This is a genomic window from Bradyrhizobium sp. C9, assembly GCF_002532045.1.
Lineage (GTDB): Bacteria > Pseudomonadota > Alphaproteobacteria > Rhizobiales > Xanthobacteraceae > Bradyrhizobium.
Window position 1 is genome coordinate 260,031 of sequence record NZ_NWTG01000002.1, and the last position, 13,286, is coordinate 273,316.

Sequence of the window (13,286 nt, forward strand, 5' to 3'; positions counted from 1 at the left end):
ATCCGCCCGAAATCCCGCTCAAGAACCGCGATTTTCGCGCCAGCAGCGCGTTACCGAGTTGGCTCGGGCCATGTAGGTGCCGGACAGCCTGCGGACCCCCGGACCCGGGTTCCGGGCACTCCTTTTGACCGGATTCGGCAGAATCGCCGCCAAAAGCGCCGCCTCCCGGGGTGACAGCTCCGCCGCCGACCGGCCAAAGGCATATTGGGCACCGGCCTCGGCGCCAAACTGCCCGGATGGCCCCATTTCCGCGATGTTGAGATAGATTTCCAGGATCCGCTGCTTGGGCAGCACGAAATCGATCCAGAGCGCCAGCGGCAGTTCCAGTCCCTTGCGGATCACGCTGCGGCCGGGCCACAGGAACAGGTTCTTGGCCACCTGTTGGGTGATGGTCGAGCCGCCGCGCGCCGCCTCACCGTCGCTGGCATCGTCGATCACCTCGCGCAGCGCCCCCCAGTCGACTCCCCGGTGCTTGCAGAAATGGGCGTCCTCCGAGCCGACCACCGACCGCGGTAAATAGGGCGACATGGCGCCGAAATCGATCCAATGCCGCGTCACCGGGGCCCCTCGCAGGGTCCGCCATGCCATCAGGGCCGAAACTGGCTGACCGGTGCGGTAGAACGGCGTCACCAGATAGGGCAGCAACAGCAGGGCCAGCAAAAGCAGCAATAAAATCCGGACAATGCGCAAAGCTGGGGTTTCCGGGGAGGACCTTTCCAGGGAGGATTTGGGAGCCTTCAGCCAGAACACGGCCGGCGTCATCAGACGTCAATGGGATAATTCACGGTTTTTCCAGCACTTTTAAGGCGCAATCCGTCGCAGGGCGGGAATTGACGAAGCCGATCCCATCAACGATTGTCCGGCCGAAAATCGATCTGGAGCAATTCTTAATGACGACCGGTACTGCAGAGTTTTCCAAGCGGCTGGACCAGGCCGCGGAGGATACCGAAGCCCTGCTCGCCAAACTGCTGTCCGATGCGGCCGAGAGCGACGAGATCGTGCGCCCGAAGCGGCTGATCGAGGCCATGCGCTACTCGAGCCTCGGCGGCGGCAAGCGGCTGCGGCCGTTCCTTGCGGTCGAGAGCGCCGCGGTGTTCGGCATCCCGCGCGAATCCGCCCTGCTGGTGGGCGCCGCGCTCGAATGCATCCACTGCTACTCGCTGATCCACGACGATCTGCCGGCGATGGACAATTCCGATCTGCGCCGCGGCCGCCCGACCCTGCACAAGGCCTATGACGACGCCACCGCGATCCTCGCCGGCGACGCGCTGCTGACGATTGCCTTCGACATCATCACCCGCGATGCGATCCACAAGGACGCCCAGGTGCGCCTGCTCTTGACCCGCGCGCTGGCGCGCGCCTCCGGCATCGGCGGCATGGCCGGCGGCCAGATCCTCGACCTCGCCGGCGAAGGCCGGTTCGGCGACCGCGAGCCAGTCGACGTCGCGCGCGTGCAGCAGATGAAGACCGGCGCGCTGCTCCGCTTCGGCTGCATCGCCGGCGCGATCCTCGGCCAGGCCTCGCAGAAGGAATACCAGGCGCTCGACGATTACGGCAAAGCGCTCGGCGAAGCCTTCCAGATCGCCGATGATCTGCTCGACGTCGAGGGCGACGCCGCCGCATTGGGCAAGCCCGCAGGCGCCGACGCCGTGCTCGGCAAGACCACCTTCGTCACCCAGCTCGGCATCGACGGCGCCAAGCAGCGCGTGCGCGACCTGCTGGCGCGGGCCGATGCCGCATTGTCGGTGTTCGGCGACCGCGGCGACGTGCTGCGCGCAGCGGCCCGCTTCGTCGCCGAGCGCAAGAACTAGCTGGAAATCGCCCGAAATGAACAAGGAGTTCGACGACCGCCTTGTTCGTTTCCGCAAGCTGCCGATGCCGGTCCGCGTCGTGGTGGGCCGGCCGCGCACCTTCATTTCGATCGTGGTCGGCATCATCGTCGCGCTGTTGATGCCCGGCTCGCTACGCCTCGTCACGCGCCTGCTTGCCGGCTGGGACGCTTTTGCCGCGCTCTATCTCGTGCTCGCCTATGTGATGATGCTGCGCTGTGGCGTCGCCCACATCAAGCGCAGCGCCATATTGCAGGACGACGGCCGTTTCCTGATCCTGCTGGTGACCGCATTCGGCGCGCTGGCGAGCCTCTTGGCCATCGTGTTCGAGCTCGGCGCATCCAAGGGCAGCCCGACCGGGCTGGCGGTGGCAATCGTCACCATCACGCTGTCATGGACGATGGTCCACACCGCATTCGCACTGCACTACGCCCACGAGTTCTACCGCGGCAAGGCGCCCGGCGGATTGCAGTTTCCGAGTGGCGATGAACATACCGACGCCGATTACTGGGATTTCGTCTATTTCTCGTTCGTGATCGGCATGACCGCGCAGGTCTCCGATGTCGGCATCACCGACAAGATCATCCGCCGCACCGCGACCGTGCACGGCATCATCTCGTTCGTGTTCAACACCGCGCTGCTGGCCCTGATGGTGAACATCGCCGCGAGCCTGATCTAGCCGCTGCGCGCTAGTTGCAGACCTCGACATTGCCGACGTTGCCGCCGGGGCCGCCGCCGCCGCGGTACTCGAGATGGCAGCCGCGCCTGACCGGGCGGCACAGATAGGCATCGCACATGATCTGACCGCTGCCGCCGCCTTCCGCCCTTGCACGGCCCTGCGGGCGCGGAATCTCTGCGGACGGGACCTGTGGCTCGCGCTGCGGTCGGAAGGCGCGTTCGCGGTCACGGCGCGACGGACGCTCGTCGCTGTCGCGCTTGGCGACCGGCTTCCGCTCTCGCCGCTTCTCGCATTCATTGTCGTCGTTGAGGAACGAGCCCTCGGCGCACACGATCCTGCTGCAGCGATCGCCGTCAGCCTTGTAGCCATGCTCGCAGACCAGCGGGCAGACGCGGGACTGCTTCAGCTTGACGGCATCGAGGGTGTCGACGCTCGCGGTCTTGATGTCGAGCTTGGTGCCGGCATAGCGGTTGAACAGCGTCAGCGAGCGCTGCGAGGCTGCGTTCCAGTCGCCATCGACGGTTCCGGTCAGGCATCCGACGCGGCGCAACTCGGTCTGCACCGACTTGACCACATCCACCTCGGGTGAGCCGGTGGCCAATGCGGCCACGGTCGTGGTCTTTTCGGGAGCAGCCGGCGGTGCGGCCGCAGCCTGCGTTGCCGCTTGACCGGTCGCCGCCGTGTTCGTCGCGGCACGATCGGCCAGCGCCGCATCCGCCTGCCGCTTCTGCTCGGCGGCCGCGGCCTGCTCCTGTGCGACCTGCTTGGCCCGTTCCGCGGCAAGACGCGCGGCTTCAGCAGCCTTCGCATCCGCCTCGGCCTTGGCCTGCTGCGTCTTTTGCGCGCCTTCGGCGGCGAGCCGGGCGCGCTCCTGCTCGGCCAGATGCGCCTTCTCGGTGGCAGCCACGCGCGCGTCCTCGGCGCTGAACTTCTCCAGCTGCAACCTGGCGAGGTTGGCGTAGTAGCCGCTCGGATATTGGGCGAGGAAGGCGTTCATCGCGCTCTTGTTGCCGATCTGCAGCGCCAGCTCGTAATCGCGCCGGGCCTCCGACTGCGGCGTCGGTGCCGGCGCTGTAGGCGCGGCAGCGGCGGCGGCGGGCGCCGGTTTGGCCGGCGCCGGCACCAGCGGCACGTCCTCGCCGCCGAGCGAGCCATAGACGAACGGCTCCTGGCGGTTGTTGGTGGTCTTCAGCACCTCATCTCGGACATAGCCGAAGGCGCGGCGCACATCGAGACCGGGGGTCGGCAGAAACTTCGACAGCGCGATCGTGAACGGGCTGTTCTTGCCGTCGCCATCAGCCGCTGTGGAGCCGGCCTTCGCCGAATAGGCGATCAGCACGTTCGGGCTGGTCGGCTCGACCTTGGCGAGCCCCTGCCCGATCGCCCGGGTCGCCAGCGTCCGCTTCATGGTCTTGGCGAACGGATTGTCGCGGCAGGCGTCGAGGATCACCAGCCGCAGCTTCCGCGCCGGCTCGATCGCGACCAGGATGCGGTCGAGCGAAAACGCCTCGTCATAGACGTCGGTATCGCGCTCCAGGCGGGCGTCGACCGGGATCAGATAATTGGCGCCGTCGACCTCGATGCCGTGGCCGGCGTAGTAGACCAGCGCGATGTCAGCCTCGCGAGCGAGGTCGGCGAATTCGCGCAGCGCGCGGCGGGTCTCGACGGCCGGGAGGTCCTTGCGGAAGTCGACCACGTCGAAGCCGGCAGTCTTCAACGTCGCGGCCATCACCGAGGCATCGTTGACCGGGTTGGCCAGCGGCGCAGTGTTCCGATAGGCCGAATTGCCAAGCACCAGCGCCACGCGCTTCTCGGCGAAGGCCGGCTGGCAGGCGATCATCAGCAACGCCGCGACGGCGAGCAGCAACCGATTCAAGCTCAAGAACCCAGACCCGTTCATGGCGACACTCTGGCCGTTTTAGCACGCAGGTCCGTTTACCAGAAGCAAGCGGGGCGCTTTGTGAGGCGCCTCACGATCGGCGACGGCGTGGACCATGCCATCCTGACTGTTAGTCGACGAAACGGACCGGTGGTTCGGATTTGGCGGGTCGCGAGATTTCGTGCACGATCAAGCCAACAAGAACAGAACCACGGAGGACATGATGCAGGGCACAAGCGCGGCGGTTCCAACCGCCGGAGCCGGCAAGGTCCGCAACAAGGCCAGAAACCTCCTCGCCCTCGCACTGCTGGCCGGCTGCGCCGCGGGCTGCGGCCTGGTCGACGCCGTGTTCGACGGCTTCAAGCACGCCAAAGCCGTCGAGAACGACCTCTTTGCGATGGTCGGGGTCAAACCGGCGGTCAGCTTCAACTGGCACAATGGCCGGCTCACGTCGGTGACTGTCACCTTCCCGAACCTGCTCCAGGACAAGCCATTGCAGGAACTTGCCGACGCAGCGCGCACCGCAGTCGGCAAGGAATTCAAGCAGCGCGCCGACAACGTCGTGCTCGCGTTCGCGCTGGGACCGTCCGAGACACCGGTGGTGCAAGCGGACCCAACCCAGGGCAAGAACTTGCCTTGAGCGGATTTATTCCCCGCCTTGCGTGACGTGCTCCTGATATTGCGGCAGGTCGTCCAGTATCTCGTACCACGGAGCCTTGGAGCCGACGAAGATATGCGCGGTCGGCCGGATCGTCGGCGCATCGCGCAGCGTGCCCATCGTGACATGGACATAGGCGCCATCGCGGACGCGCGAATACAGCAGCGACCCGCAGCGGCCGCAATGCGCGTCGTGGGTGAGCTCATCGCCATAGATCAAAAGACCCTCGGCGCCGCGGGTGACAGTAAACTTCTCGCGCACGATGCCTGCGAACGGCTTGAACGCCGAGCCTGTGGTGCGCCGGCAGTTCGAACAGTGACAATTCAGCGCATAGCCGAACGCGTCGGCCACCTCGTAGCGTACATCGCGGCAGAAGCACTCGCCGGTCAGGATAGTTTCATTCGAATTTGCAGATGCGGTCACAACTCGCTCCTCACGCGGAATTTTATCGCCGGCCATGGCGCAATCCGGCCGTTCATGGCTAAATCCTAGCAGTCAAATCCTGCCGGGAGGACTAACCAGTGAGTCAAGAACGATCCAGCGTCGAAAGCGTTGTGCAAACCTATTTCGACGGCCTCTACGAGAGCAATGCCGACAAGCTCGCGACCGCCTTTCATCCCAGTGCCGACCTGCGCTGGGTGGACAAGGGCGAGCTGAAGGTCCTCAGCGTGCCGGACTGGCTCGCCTTGGTGCGCAAGCGGCCGTCGGCGAAGGCCGAAGGCAAGCCGCGCGAGGACTTCATCGTCACCATCGACCGCTCCGACGACAACACCGCCTTCATCAAGGTGCGTTGCCAGCTGCCGCCGCGCTATTTCACCGACTACCTGGTCGCAATGAGACTGGCCGACGGCTGGCAGATCGTCTCGAAGTCCTACCGCTACGATCAGCGGGACTGACCAGGCGCCCCACCGCACCCCTGCGACGGCTTTATGACACGCCCCAGCGGTCCGGCTCCGGCCGGACCGCATTGACTGGCGCTGGTTTCCGGGCGAATTGAGCCCATTATGGAAGCCAAGTTTCAGATCTTTCTCACCTTGCTCGGCGTGCTGGCGGGAACCGCCCTGGTTGCGCGACGGACCGACATCGCGCCGGCGATCCTGCTGCTGCTGGTCGGCATCGTGCTCGCCTTCGTGCCGGGCATGCCGTCGCTGGAACTGCCGCCCGAGCTCGTGCTTCTGGTGGTGCTGCCGCCGCTGATCTATTCGGCGAGCGTCGCGATGAGCTGGCGCGAGTTCAAGGCCAATCTGCGGCCGATCATCCTGCTGTCGGTCGGCTGCGTGATCTTCACCGCCTTCATGGTCGCGGCCGCGACCCACTATCTGATCGGGCTGCCCTGGAGCATCGGCTTCCTGCTAGGGGCGATCGTCGCACCGCCCGACGTGGTCGCGCCGCTCGCGATCGCGCGCAAGCTCGGCATGCCCCGCCGCATCCTTGTGGTGCTCGAGGGCGAAGGGCTCGCCAATGACGCCACCGCGCTGATCCTCTACCGCTTCGCACTCGCCGCCATCACCACCGGGCTGTTCTCGCTGCCGAAGGCGACCGGCACGTTCTTCGTCATCGTTGCCGGCGAGATCGCGTTCGGCACGGCGGTCGGCTGGCTCAGCCTGCGCGCCCGCCGCCGCGCCAGGGATCCGCAGGTCGAGATCACGCTGTCGCTGATCACGCCCTATCTCGCCTACTGGATCCCCGAGCATTTCGGCGGCAGCGGCGTGATCGCAACCGTCGCCTGCGGCCTCTATATGAGCTGGAACGGACCGCTGCTGATCTCGGCCGCGACGCGCCTGCAGGGCATCTTCTTCTGGGACCTGATCATCTATCTGATCGAGGGCCTGCTGTTCCTCCTGACCGGCTTCCAGATGCGCTCGCTGTACGAGAAGTCGAAGGCGTTTCCGCTGTACGACATCCTGACCGCCACCGCGCTGGTCGCCGTCATCGTGATCGTTGCGCGCTTCCTCTGGGTGTTTCCCGGCACCTATCTACCGCGCTTGATCAGCGCCCGCGTGCGCGAGCGCGATCCGCTGCCGTCGTGGCGGGCGGTGTTCGTGGTCGCCTTCACCGGTGTGCGCGGCGCGGTCTCGCTCGCCGCCGCACTTGCGCTGCCACTGACATTGCCCGGCGGCGAGGCCTTCCCGTATCGCGACCTGATCCTGTTCGTCGCCTTCGGCGTGATCTTCGTGACCCTGGTCGGGCTCGGCCTCGGATTGCCGCCGGTAGTGCGCCTGCTCGGCCTCGCCAAGGACGGGCGCAGCGAGCATATCGCCGAGCACGAACAGGAAATCGAGGCGCGGCGCGAGGCGCTGAACGCCGCGCTGAAATCGCTCGACGCCATCACCGACGATCGCGAACTCTCCGACGAGGTGATCAAGCTGTTGCGCTCGCGCCATGAGATCCGCATCAACCAGCTGCCTGATACGCTCGATCCCGACAAGCACGACGTCTCCGCCGCCGGCACCGCGCTGACGCGGGAGCTGATCTCGTCCGAGCGCAAGTTCATCCATATGCTGCTGCGCGACGGCAAGATCACCGACGAGACCAGGCGGCGCATCGAACGCGACCTGGACCTGGAGGAGGCCAGCCTCTCCAACCGGGAGTATCGCAGGATACCGTTGTAGCGCGGTATCCCTCCCCACGTCGTCCCGGCGAAGGCCGGGACGACTACACGAGGTCATTCCGCCGCAGCGTTCTGCCCGGGACCGCCGACGAAGCCCGCGGGATCGCCGAACCGTTCGATCATCACGGCGGTGAGATCCTTGGTCTTGCTGGTGACGCAGGCGCCGGAGCGCACGGTGTAGCGATCCTGGTGCGCCGCGTGCGGCGGCGCCTCGCCCTTTTGCAGCGCGCGGGCCGCCTCCAGCACCAGCTTGCGGAAATGCATGATGCCGAGATCGGTCGGGCCGAGATGCTCGCGGGTACGGTCTGCGATCGGGCCCTGGCTGTCCTGCACCGCGGCGTCCTGCTCGGAGACGCCCTTGATCCCGGTGTAGCTCTTGGTCCGCTGCAATTTGCGATCGATCAGATAGTCGTTCGCCTTGTTGCGCAGCGGCACGTAATTCTCGTCGACCACCGCCATCACGCCGTTGCCATTGGCATAGCCGTCGCGTTCGGCGTCGGTCAGCGGCCGGTCGGGATTCCACGCATAGGTGTAGATCCAGCAATTGGTATCGGTCACCGGCACGAAGGTCTGGCCGAACATGTTCTCGCCCGGCATCGAGCTCGGCGCGTAGCTGTGGAACGGCATCAGGAACTGGGCGATGCGCCAGTAGATGTTGTCGCTGCCGGTGAGCCGTCCGCCCGCGACCGTCAGCCCGGCCTCGTGCGGATTGATCTTGATGACGGGCCGCGGGTCCTCGGCGATCCAGCGCATGTGGTCCGTCGCGACCCGGGTCAGCGGGTTGACGAAATGCTTCTTGATGTCGAGGATCTCGTTCTCCTCCTTCTCGAAGGAGAGATGCGCGAAGGTGAAATGCGCGGTGTCGATCGAACCTTCCACCGCCTGCACCCAATTGCAGTCCTGCCACTTCTTGGTGACGAAGCGGTGCGAGGCCGGCAACAGCGCCATCTCCAGCGCCGGCAATTCGGGCATCTGATCGGCGGGGCCCATATAGGCCCAGATCATCTCGCCCCATTCGCGCACCGGGTAGGACTTGATGCGGATCAGGTCCTTGGCGTTGAGGTCCGGATAGGAGGTCGGCATGTCGACGCAGCGGCCGTCGGTGTCGAACTTCCAGCCGTGATAGACGCAGCGGATGCCGCACTCCTCGTTGCGGCCGAGCCAGAGATTGGCGCCGCGATGCGGGCAATATTGATCGATGACGCCGACCACGCCCCGCGAGTCGCGGAAGGCCAGCAATTCCTCGCCCATGACCACGATCTTCTTCGGGTCGCTGTCCGGCTCCGGCAGTTCTTCCGACAGCAGCACCGGAATCCAGAACCGGCGCAGCAATTCACCCATTCCCGTTCCGGCACCGGATTCGGTGAGGAATTTGTTGTCTTCGGCGCGGAGCATGGCATTTCCCCGGGAGTTGTTCTTGATTTTCCCGGAGCTTGGCGTAGCGGATGCGCGGCGTCAATGCGATTGGCTGCGCGGCCGGCAACCCTGCCCCGCGCGCTGATGGATTTACGCCCATTTTCCGCAGCAGCCGGTCCGCACCCGCTGAAGGCAATTCAAGACAGGCCGGCCTCCCAGCTTACGGCTTCACGTAGGCCCATCCCTTCTCCTGCAGTTCCATCACGCGCACGACGCCCGACTTCACGACTTCTGCCTGCTTGATGATCGGGATCGACTTGTTCTCGGCCTTCTGCATCTTCTCCTGGGTGTTGCCGCAGGCCTTGAACGACACCTCGGGCGAACTGAGGGCCATCTCCTCGATGCGCGCCTTCACCGGCGAGGTATCCTCGCGGAGCATGTGCAGGCCCGGGCCGAACGTGACCACCTCGATCTTCACCTTTTCGCCAAGGCCCTTGTAGTACTCGGCCACGTTCGTTGCGTTGTTGAGCGTGAGGTTCATGGCGGCAGGGTCATTGCTGTTCACCTGCAGGATCAGATGATGCTCCTTCCCTTTCGGCGCCGCCTGATCGTGCATGCGGGCATTTGCAGAGCGCTTGCGCGTTTCGGCGACGGCTCGCGGCGCTTCAGATTTCCGGGCGTCGCTCGCCAGCGCAGTCGCGGACTGCGCGGTCGGCACCCAGTATTTCCCACCTTGCTCGGCCTCCGCCAGGGACGTGGCGGCCAGCACAGCGATGGCACCCATCGCAATGAGCTTCGCAGCAGATTCAAAATTGCACATCAAGCATCTCCATCTCGAAAAACCGCCGAACACACTTCTCAATTGCCGGGCCTTGCGACAGCGAGCGGCCATTTGCAGATCGCGGCCATCCTCGCGCGCATCGCGTCCAGCCCTGCGAGCGAGAATGTTGCGTCATGAGCAGCCCCGGCACCGGGTGAGAGGTGGACAGCAAGGACCGCGTTGTCGGGAAACGATTGCAACAAGCGAACGGCATCGCCTGCGACGGCGACGCCGGAACCAAACGACGGCACGGCTGCCGCGACCTGCGCCGGCTTACCGTCGTTGATGCGATAGGAGATCGCATAGCCGTCGCCCCGGCCCGAGATAGCGGGCCCCGCGAAGGACAATTCGGTCCGCCCGCCGCGACACCGGATCGACAGCTTCATCGACGATTCGACCGAATCGAATGTCGTCGCCGTGGCGATCGGTGAATAATCGACCGGCGACGTCGTCTCGCTGATCGTCCAATTGCCGGCCCTCGACGCGTCGCGACGGGTCGGCGCAGTGGCGTGCGACAGCTTATCGAGGCACTCCAGACGCGCTTCACGTTGCAGCTGGGAACAGGCGCGCAGCTGTGCCATGGGGTCTTCCATCCCTTGCGCAAGGGCAACGCCGTTGACGGCGGCGGCTGCGGTAAGCAGCGGGACGGCGAGCCTGGTCATTGCGATGCCCGTGTCGACTGGCGATCGAGCCAGGCCTGCGCGGCAGGAAAGCGCGTGAGACCGGGCACCGTTGCGCCGAGGTTGATCGACTTCCACTTCGGGTCGAAGCCAGGTCCCTGCAGCCTGTCGATACGCGAGAACAGATGATCGACGAAACGTGCAACACGCTCGAAGCGATTGGTGCTGGCCGGCCAATTGAAGGCGACGAGAGCGGTCGGCACGGCGATCGTGGCGACGCGATCACCCGACTTGATCAGATTTGGGTAATCGGCGGCATCGAGAGTCGCCGGCAGATAATAGTCCTCGAACTTGCTGTCATACGGGACCGGCAGGAACTTGAAGCCCGATTCAAACCGGCCTTTCACAAAGGCATCGACCGGCTTCGAGGTAATGAAGACGACGGCCGCCATTTCGCCTTTCCGCATCTGCTCGAGCGCGACCTGATGCGGAATGAAGGTCTTCTCGACCTCGATGCCGAGACGGCTGAAGATCAGCGGACCTGAATAGGCAGCGGCCGTACCCTGGTTGTTGAAGTTCACCTTCTTGCCGGCGAGGTCGCTCAGACTCTGAATCTCCGGCCGAACGAAGATATGCAGTTCGGATGGAAACAGGTTCAGGACGTAGGCGATCCGTCGCTGGATGTCAGGCACCTGGCTCTTGTATTCCTCGAGTGCGTCGGAATTGATGATCGCAGCGTCGATCCCGCGCAGATACAGCAGCGAGTTCAGATTCTCGACGGCCCCTCGCGTCACCACCGGCAGAACGTGCAGATTGTCGCCGTCATCGGTCACCCGGGCGATCTCCGCGGCCAGGCGGATCGGCGCGCCCTCGAGCAGGCCGCCCGCGAGGCCCACGACCCAGGCATTCATGGCCAGAGCCTCGGGCCTCGGCTGAGACGGCTCGGCCCGGATCAGGCGCGCCTTGTGAGGTTGACCATGTTGCGGCCGCGCATCCGCCGCGGGCGGTTGCGGCACTGATAGCAACGACACCAGGGTCGCAAGCAGGAACGCCAGGCGCAATCCGGTAGACCTTTTCATCGGTCAGCTCCTTTGCACGACTTCACGTCGGCGCGTCCTTGCTGCAAGGATCGTTCGATCAGCGCAGCGCCTCGAATCGCGCCTTTGCCCCTTGATTCAACGGCCTCAGCCTTCGCATCGAGATCGCGCGCCTTGGTCGCATCGCCGCACGTTCCAAACGTTCCCCAGTGCGAGAGGGTCGTCACGCTCCTTTGGCACCGATCTCCGCAAGTCCGCCACGTCCCCTTGCGGCATGCCCTTCAGTGATTTCTTCAGTTTTTCGGCTTCGCTCTGCAGAGCATTTTCGACATGAACCGAATTTTCGCGTTCCTTGGTCAGTAAGCCCTGCAGCAATTCGATATCTTTCCGCGCCGTCGCGAGTTCGCGGGCGAGCGCCTCCGCGCTCTGCGGTTGTTCCGCGGCTGGACCCGTGTCACCCGCGAGGTTCGTCTTTGCTTGTGCAAGGTGCAGGGAATTGCCAGCGATGCCGTTGGACTGCGCCTGCGCGCCGCCGCCGGAACCCGGCGCACCCGAGCGACACATCAGCGCAACAGCCGCGAACGATAGCGGAGCCGCCCGCCGCATCATCCTCGGAGCGAGTGGCGCTTGATCCGATCTGACGCGCGAGCCGGCACGTTCACAAGCTGAGTTCCCGTCAACGCAAATGACGATGCTCTCATGTCCGCGCGCGTCCAGTATCACCCGCCGCATGGTGATATCGCCCATTATGATGCGGCATCATAGGACTCACCGGCTCACGGATACTATGACCCGCAAGGATTACCCCCGTTAACCGCACCGCTTTGGACAGACTGAAGCATCGAGCTCAGCCGTGGCCGGCGCGACGGCCAGCGCTGGCCTCACACCGGCCGCTCGCCTTTCACGGTGACGCGGGTGCCGGAGCGGGTGTGCGGCCAGTAATCCCACATTGCGCGATGCTGGGCGCAGCGATTGTCCCAGAACGCAATCGCGTTCTCGGACCAGCGGAAGCGGCACTGGAACAGCGGGTTCTCCGCATGCTGGTAGAGATAAGCCAGTATGGCGTCGCTCTCGTCACGCGGGATGCCGACGATGAAGCGGGTGAAGCCGCGATTGACGTAGAGCGACCTTTTCCCCGTCACCGGATGGGTGCGGACGATGGGATGTTCGGCCCGGGGATATTCGCGTTTGTCGGCGACGCCGTAATTGGCGTACAGGCCACGATAGGTCTGCTCGCCGTCATGCAGCGCGGTCAGCCCGTCGAGATAGGCCTTCATGCGATCCGACAGCGCCTCATAGGCCGCATACATGTTGGCGAACAGGGTGTCGCCGCCACGCGGTGGGCACTGCTTGATGTAGAGGATCGAGCCCATCGGCGGCTCGAGATCGCAGGACACGTCAGTGTGCCAGCCCTCGCCATTAGCGCGGGGGCTGTCCTTGTCGGCATAGATCTTCATCAGCGCTGGATCGCCCTCATTGGGCGCGGCCGGATGCACGTGCAGCTCGCCGAACTTGCGGCCGAAGGCTAGATGCTGGTCGGGACTGATGTGCTGGTCGCGGAAGAAGATGACGAGATTTTCGGCAAGCGCGCGATGGATCTCGTTCATCTGGCGGTTGGAGCGCGCGTCGTCGCCAACCAGCTTGCCGATATCGACGCCGGAGATTTCCGCGCCGATGATCGGCGTCAGCTTCTCGACGCCGATGGTCTCATAGGGCTCGGATTGGTCGGCGAGGTGGCGGTAGCGCGGACCCTGCTTGCCGGACAGCGAGCTCATGGCGTTCTCCCGATGGTTCTTG

14 protein-coding genes are annotated in these 13,286 nt (G+C 64.9%); 5 read left to right on the forward strand and 9 right to left on the reverse strand.

Translation table 11 applies throughout. The features are described from left to right. Positions 1 to 18: 18 nt before the first annotated feature. The gene (gene mtgA / locus CO675_RS06085; RefSeq protein WP_198964503.1) at positions 19 to 762 is read right to left on the reverse strand and encodes a monofunctional biosynthetic peptidoglycan transglycosylase; all 744 of its coding nucleotides are present in this window, start codon (positions 760 to 762) and stop codon (positions 19 to 21) included. A gap of 128 nt (positions 763 to 890) precedes the next feature. Here mtgA and CO675_RS06090 point away from each other — a divergent pair, with 128 nt between their 5' ends. After that, complete coding sequence (locus CO675_RS06090) at positions 891 to 1,811, forward strand: polyprenyl synthetase family protein (RefSeq protein WP_097671137.1); 921 nt, start codon at positions 891 to 893, stop codon at positions 1,809 to 1,811. Between the two features lie 16 nt (positions 1,812 to 1,827). Further along, entirely contained in the window at positions 1,828 to 2,508 is a 681-nt protein-coding gene (locus CO675_RS06095; protein ID WP_097671138.1) for a DUF1345 domain-containing protein, read from the forward strand. A gap of 10 nt (positions 2,509 to 2,518) precedes the next feature. On the opposite strand, the gene CO675_RS06100 is transcribed toward CO675_RS06095, so the two are convergent. Further along, positions 2,519 to 4,408: a caspase family protein gene (locus CO675_RS06100; protein ID WP_097671139.1), complete on the reverse strand. Its 1,890-nt coding sequence runs from the start codon at positions 4,406 to 4,408 to the stop codon at positions 2,519 to 2,521. A gap of 202 nt (positions 4,409 to 4,610) precedes the next feature. On the opposite strand from CO675_RS06100, the gene CO675_RS06105 reads away from it, so the two are divergent. After that, on the forward strand, positions 4,611 to 5,027 hold the full coding sequence (locus CO675_RS06105) for a hypothetical protein (RefSeq protein ID WP_245452649.1): 417 nt from the start codon (positions 4,611 to 4,613) through the stop codon (positions 5,025 to 5,027). 6 nt (positions 5,028 to 5,033) lie between these two features. Here the strand turns inward: CO675_RS06105 and CO675_RS06110 are convergent, their stop codons facing one another. Next, positions 5,034 to 5,468: a GFA family protein gene (locus tag CO675_RS06110; protein WP_245452650.1), complete on the reverse strand. Its 435-nt coding sequence runs from the start codon at positions 5,466 to 5,468 to the stop codon at positions 5,034 to 5,036. A 98-nt stretch (positions 5,469 to 5,566) separates the two neighbouring features. On the opposite strand from CO675_RS06110, the gene CO675_RS06115 reads away from it, so the two are divergent. Together CO675_RS06115 and CO675_RS06120 are read left to right on the forward strand one after the other, a co-directional pair. After that, entirely contained in the window at positions 5,567 to 5,941 is a 375-nt protein-coding gene (locus tag CO675_RS06115; RefSeq protein WP_097671141.1) for a nuclear transport factor 2 family protein, read from the forward strand. A 108-nt stretch (positions 5,942 to 6,049) separates the two neighbouring features. After that, on the forward strand, positions 6,050 to 7,657 hold the full coding sequence (locus tag CO675_RS06120) for a Na+/H+ antiporter (protein WP_198964504.1): 1,608 nt from the start codon (positions 6,050 to 6,052) through the stop codon (positions 7,655 to 7,657). A gap of 53 nt (positions 7,658 to 7,710) precedes the next feature. On the opposite strand, the gene CO675_RS06125 is transcribed toward CO675_RS06120, so the two are convergent. The 6 genes from CO675_RS06125 to CO675_RS06150 all read right to left on the reverse strand — a co-directional run bounded on the left by CO675_RS06125 (position 7,711) and on the right by CO675_RS06150 (position 13,264). Continuing rightward, a complete protein-coding gene (locus tag CO675_RS06125) occupies positions 7,711 to 9,051 on the reverse strand; it encodes a Rieske 2Fe-2S domain-containing protein (protein ID WP_097671143.1) in 1,341 nt (446 codons plus the stop codon). 181 nt (positions 9,052 to 9,232) lie between these two features. Next, positions 9,233 to 9,832 (reverse strand): DsrE family protein, encoded by a 600-nt coding sequence (locus CO675_RS06130; protein ID WP_097671144.1) that lies wholly within the window; start codon positions 9,830 to 9,832, stop codon positions 9,233 to 9,235. A 38-nt stretch (positions 9,833 to 9,870) separates the two neighbouring features. Continuing rightward, complete coding sequence (locus CO675_RS06135) at positions 9,871 to 10,494, reverse strand: hypothetical protein (protein ID WP_198964505.1); 624 nt, start codon at positions 10,492 to 10,494, stop codon at positions 9,871 to 9,873. After that, positions 10,491 to 11,531 (reverse strand): TAXI family TRAP transporter solute-binding subunit, encoded by a 1,041-nt coding sequence (locus CO675_RS06140; RefSeq protein ID WP_097671145.1) that lies wholly within the window; start codon positions 11,529 to 11,531, stop codon positions 10,491 to 10,493. Before CO675_RS06140 ends, CO675_RS06135 begins: the two co-directional genes overlap by 4 nt. Before the next feature lie 105 nt (positions 11,532 to 11,636). Beyond that, on the reverse strand, positions 11,637 to 12,236 hold the full coding sequence (locus tag CO675_RS06145; protein ID WP_097671146.1) for a hypothetical protein: 600 nt from the start codon (positions 12,234 to 12,236) through the stop codon (positions 11,637 to 11,639). Between the two features lie 134 nt (positions 12,237 to 12,370). Then, positions 12,371 to 13,264: a TauD/TfdA dioxygenase family protein gene (locus tag CO675_RS06150; protein WP_097671411.1), complete on the reverse strand. Its 894-nt coding sequence runs from the start codon at positions 13,262 to 13,264 to the stop codon at positions 12,371 to 12,373. Between the last annotated feature and the right edge of the window lie 22 nt (positions 13,265 to 13,286).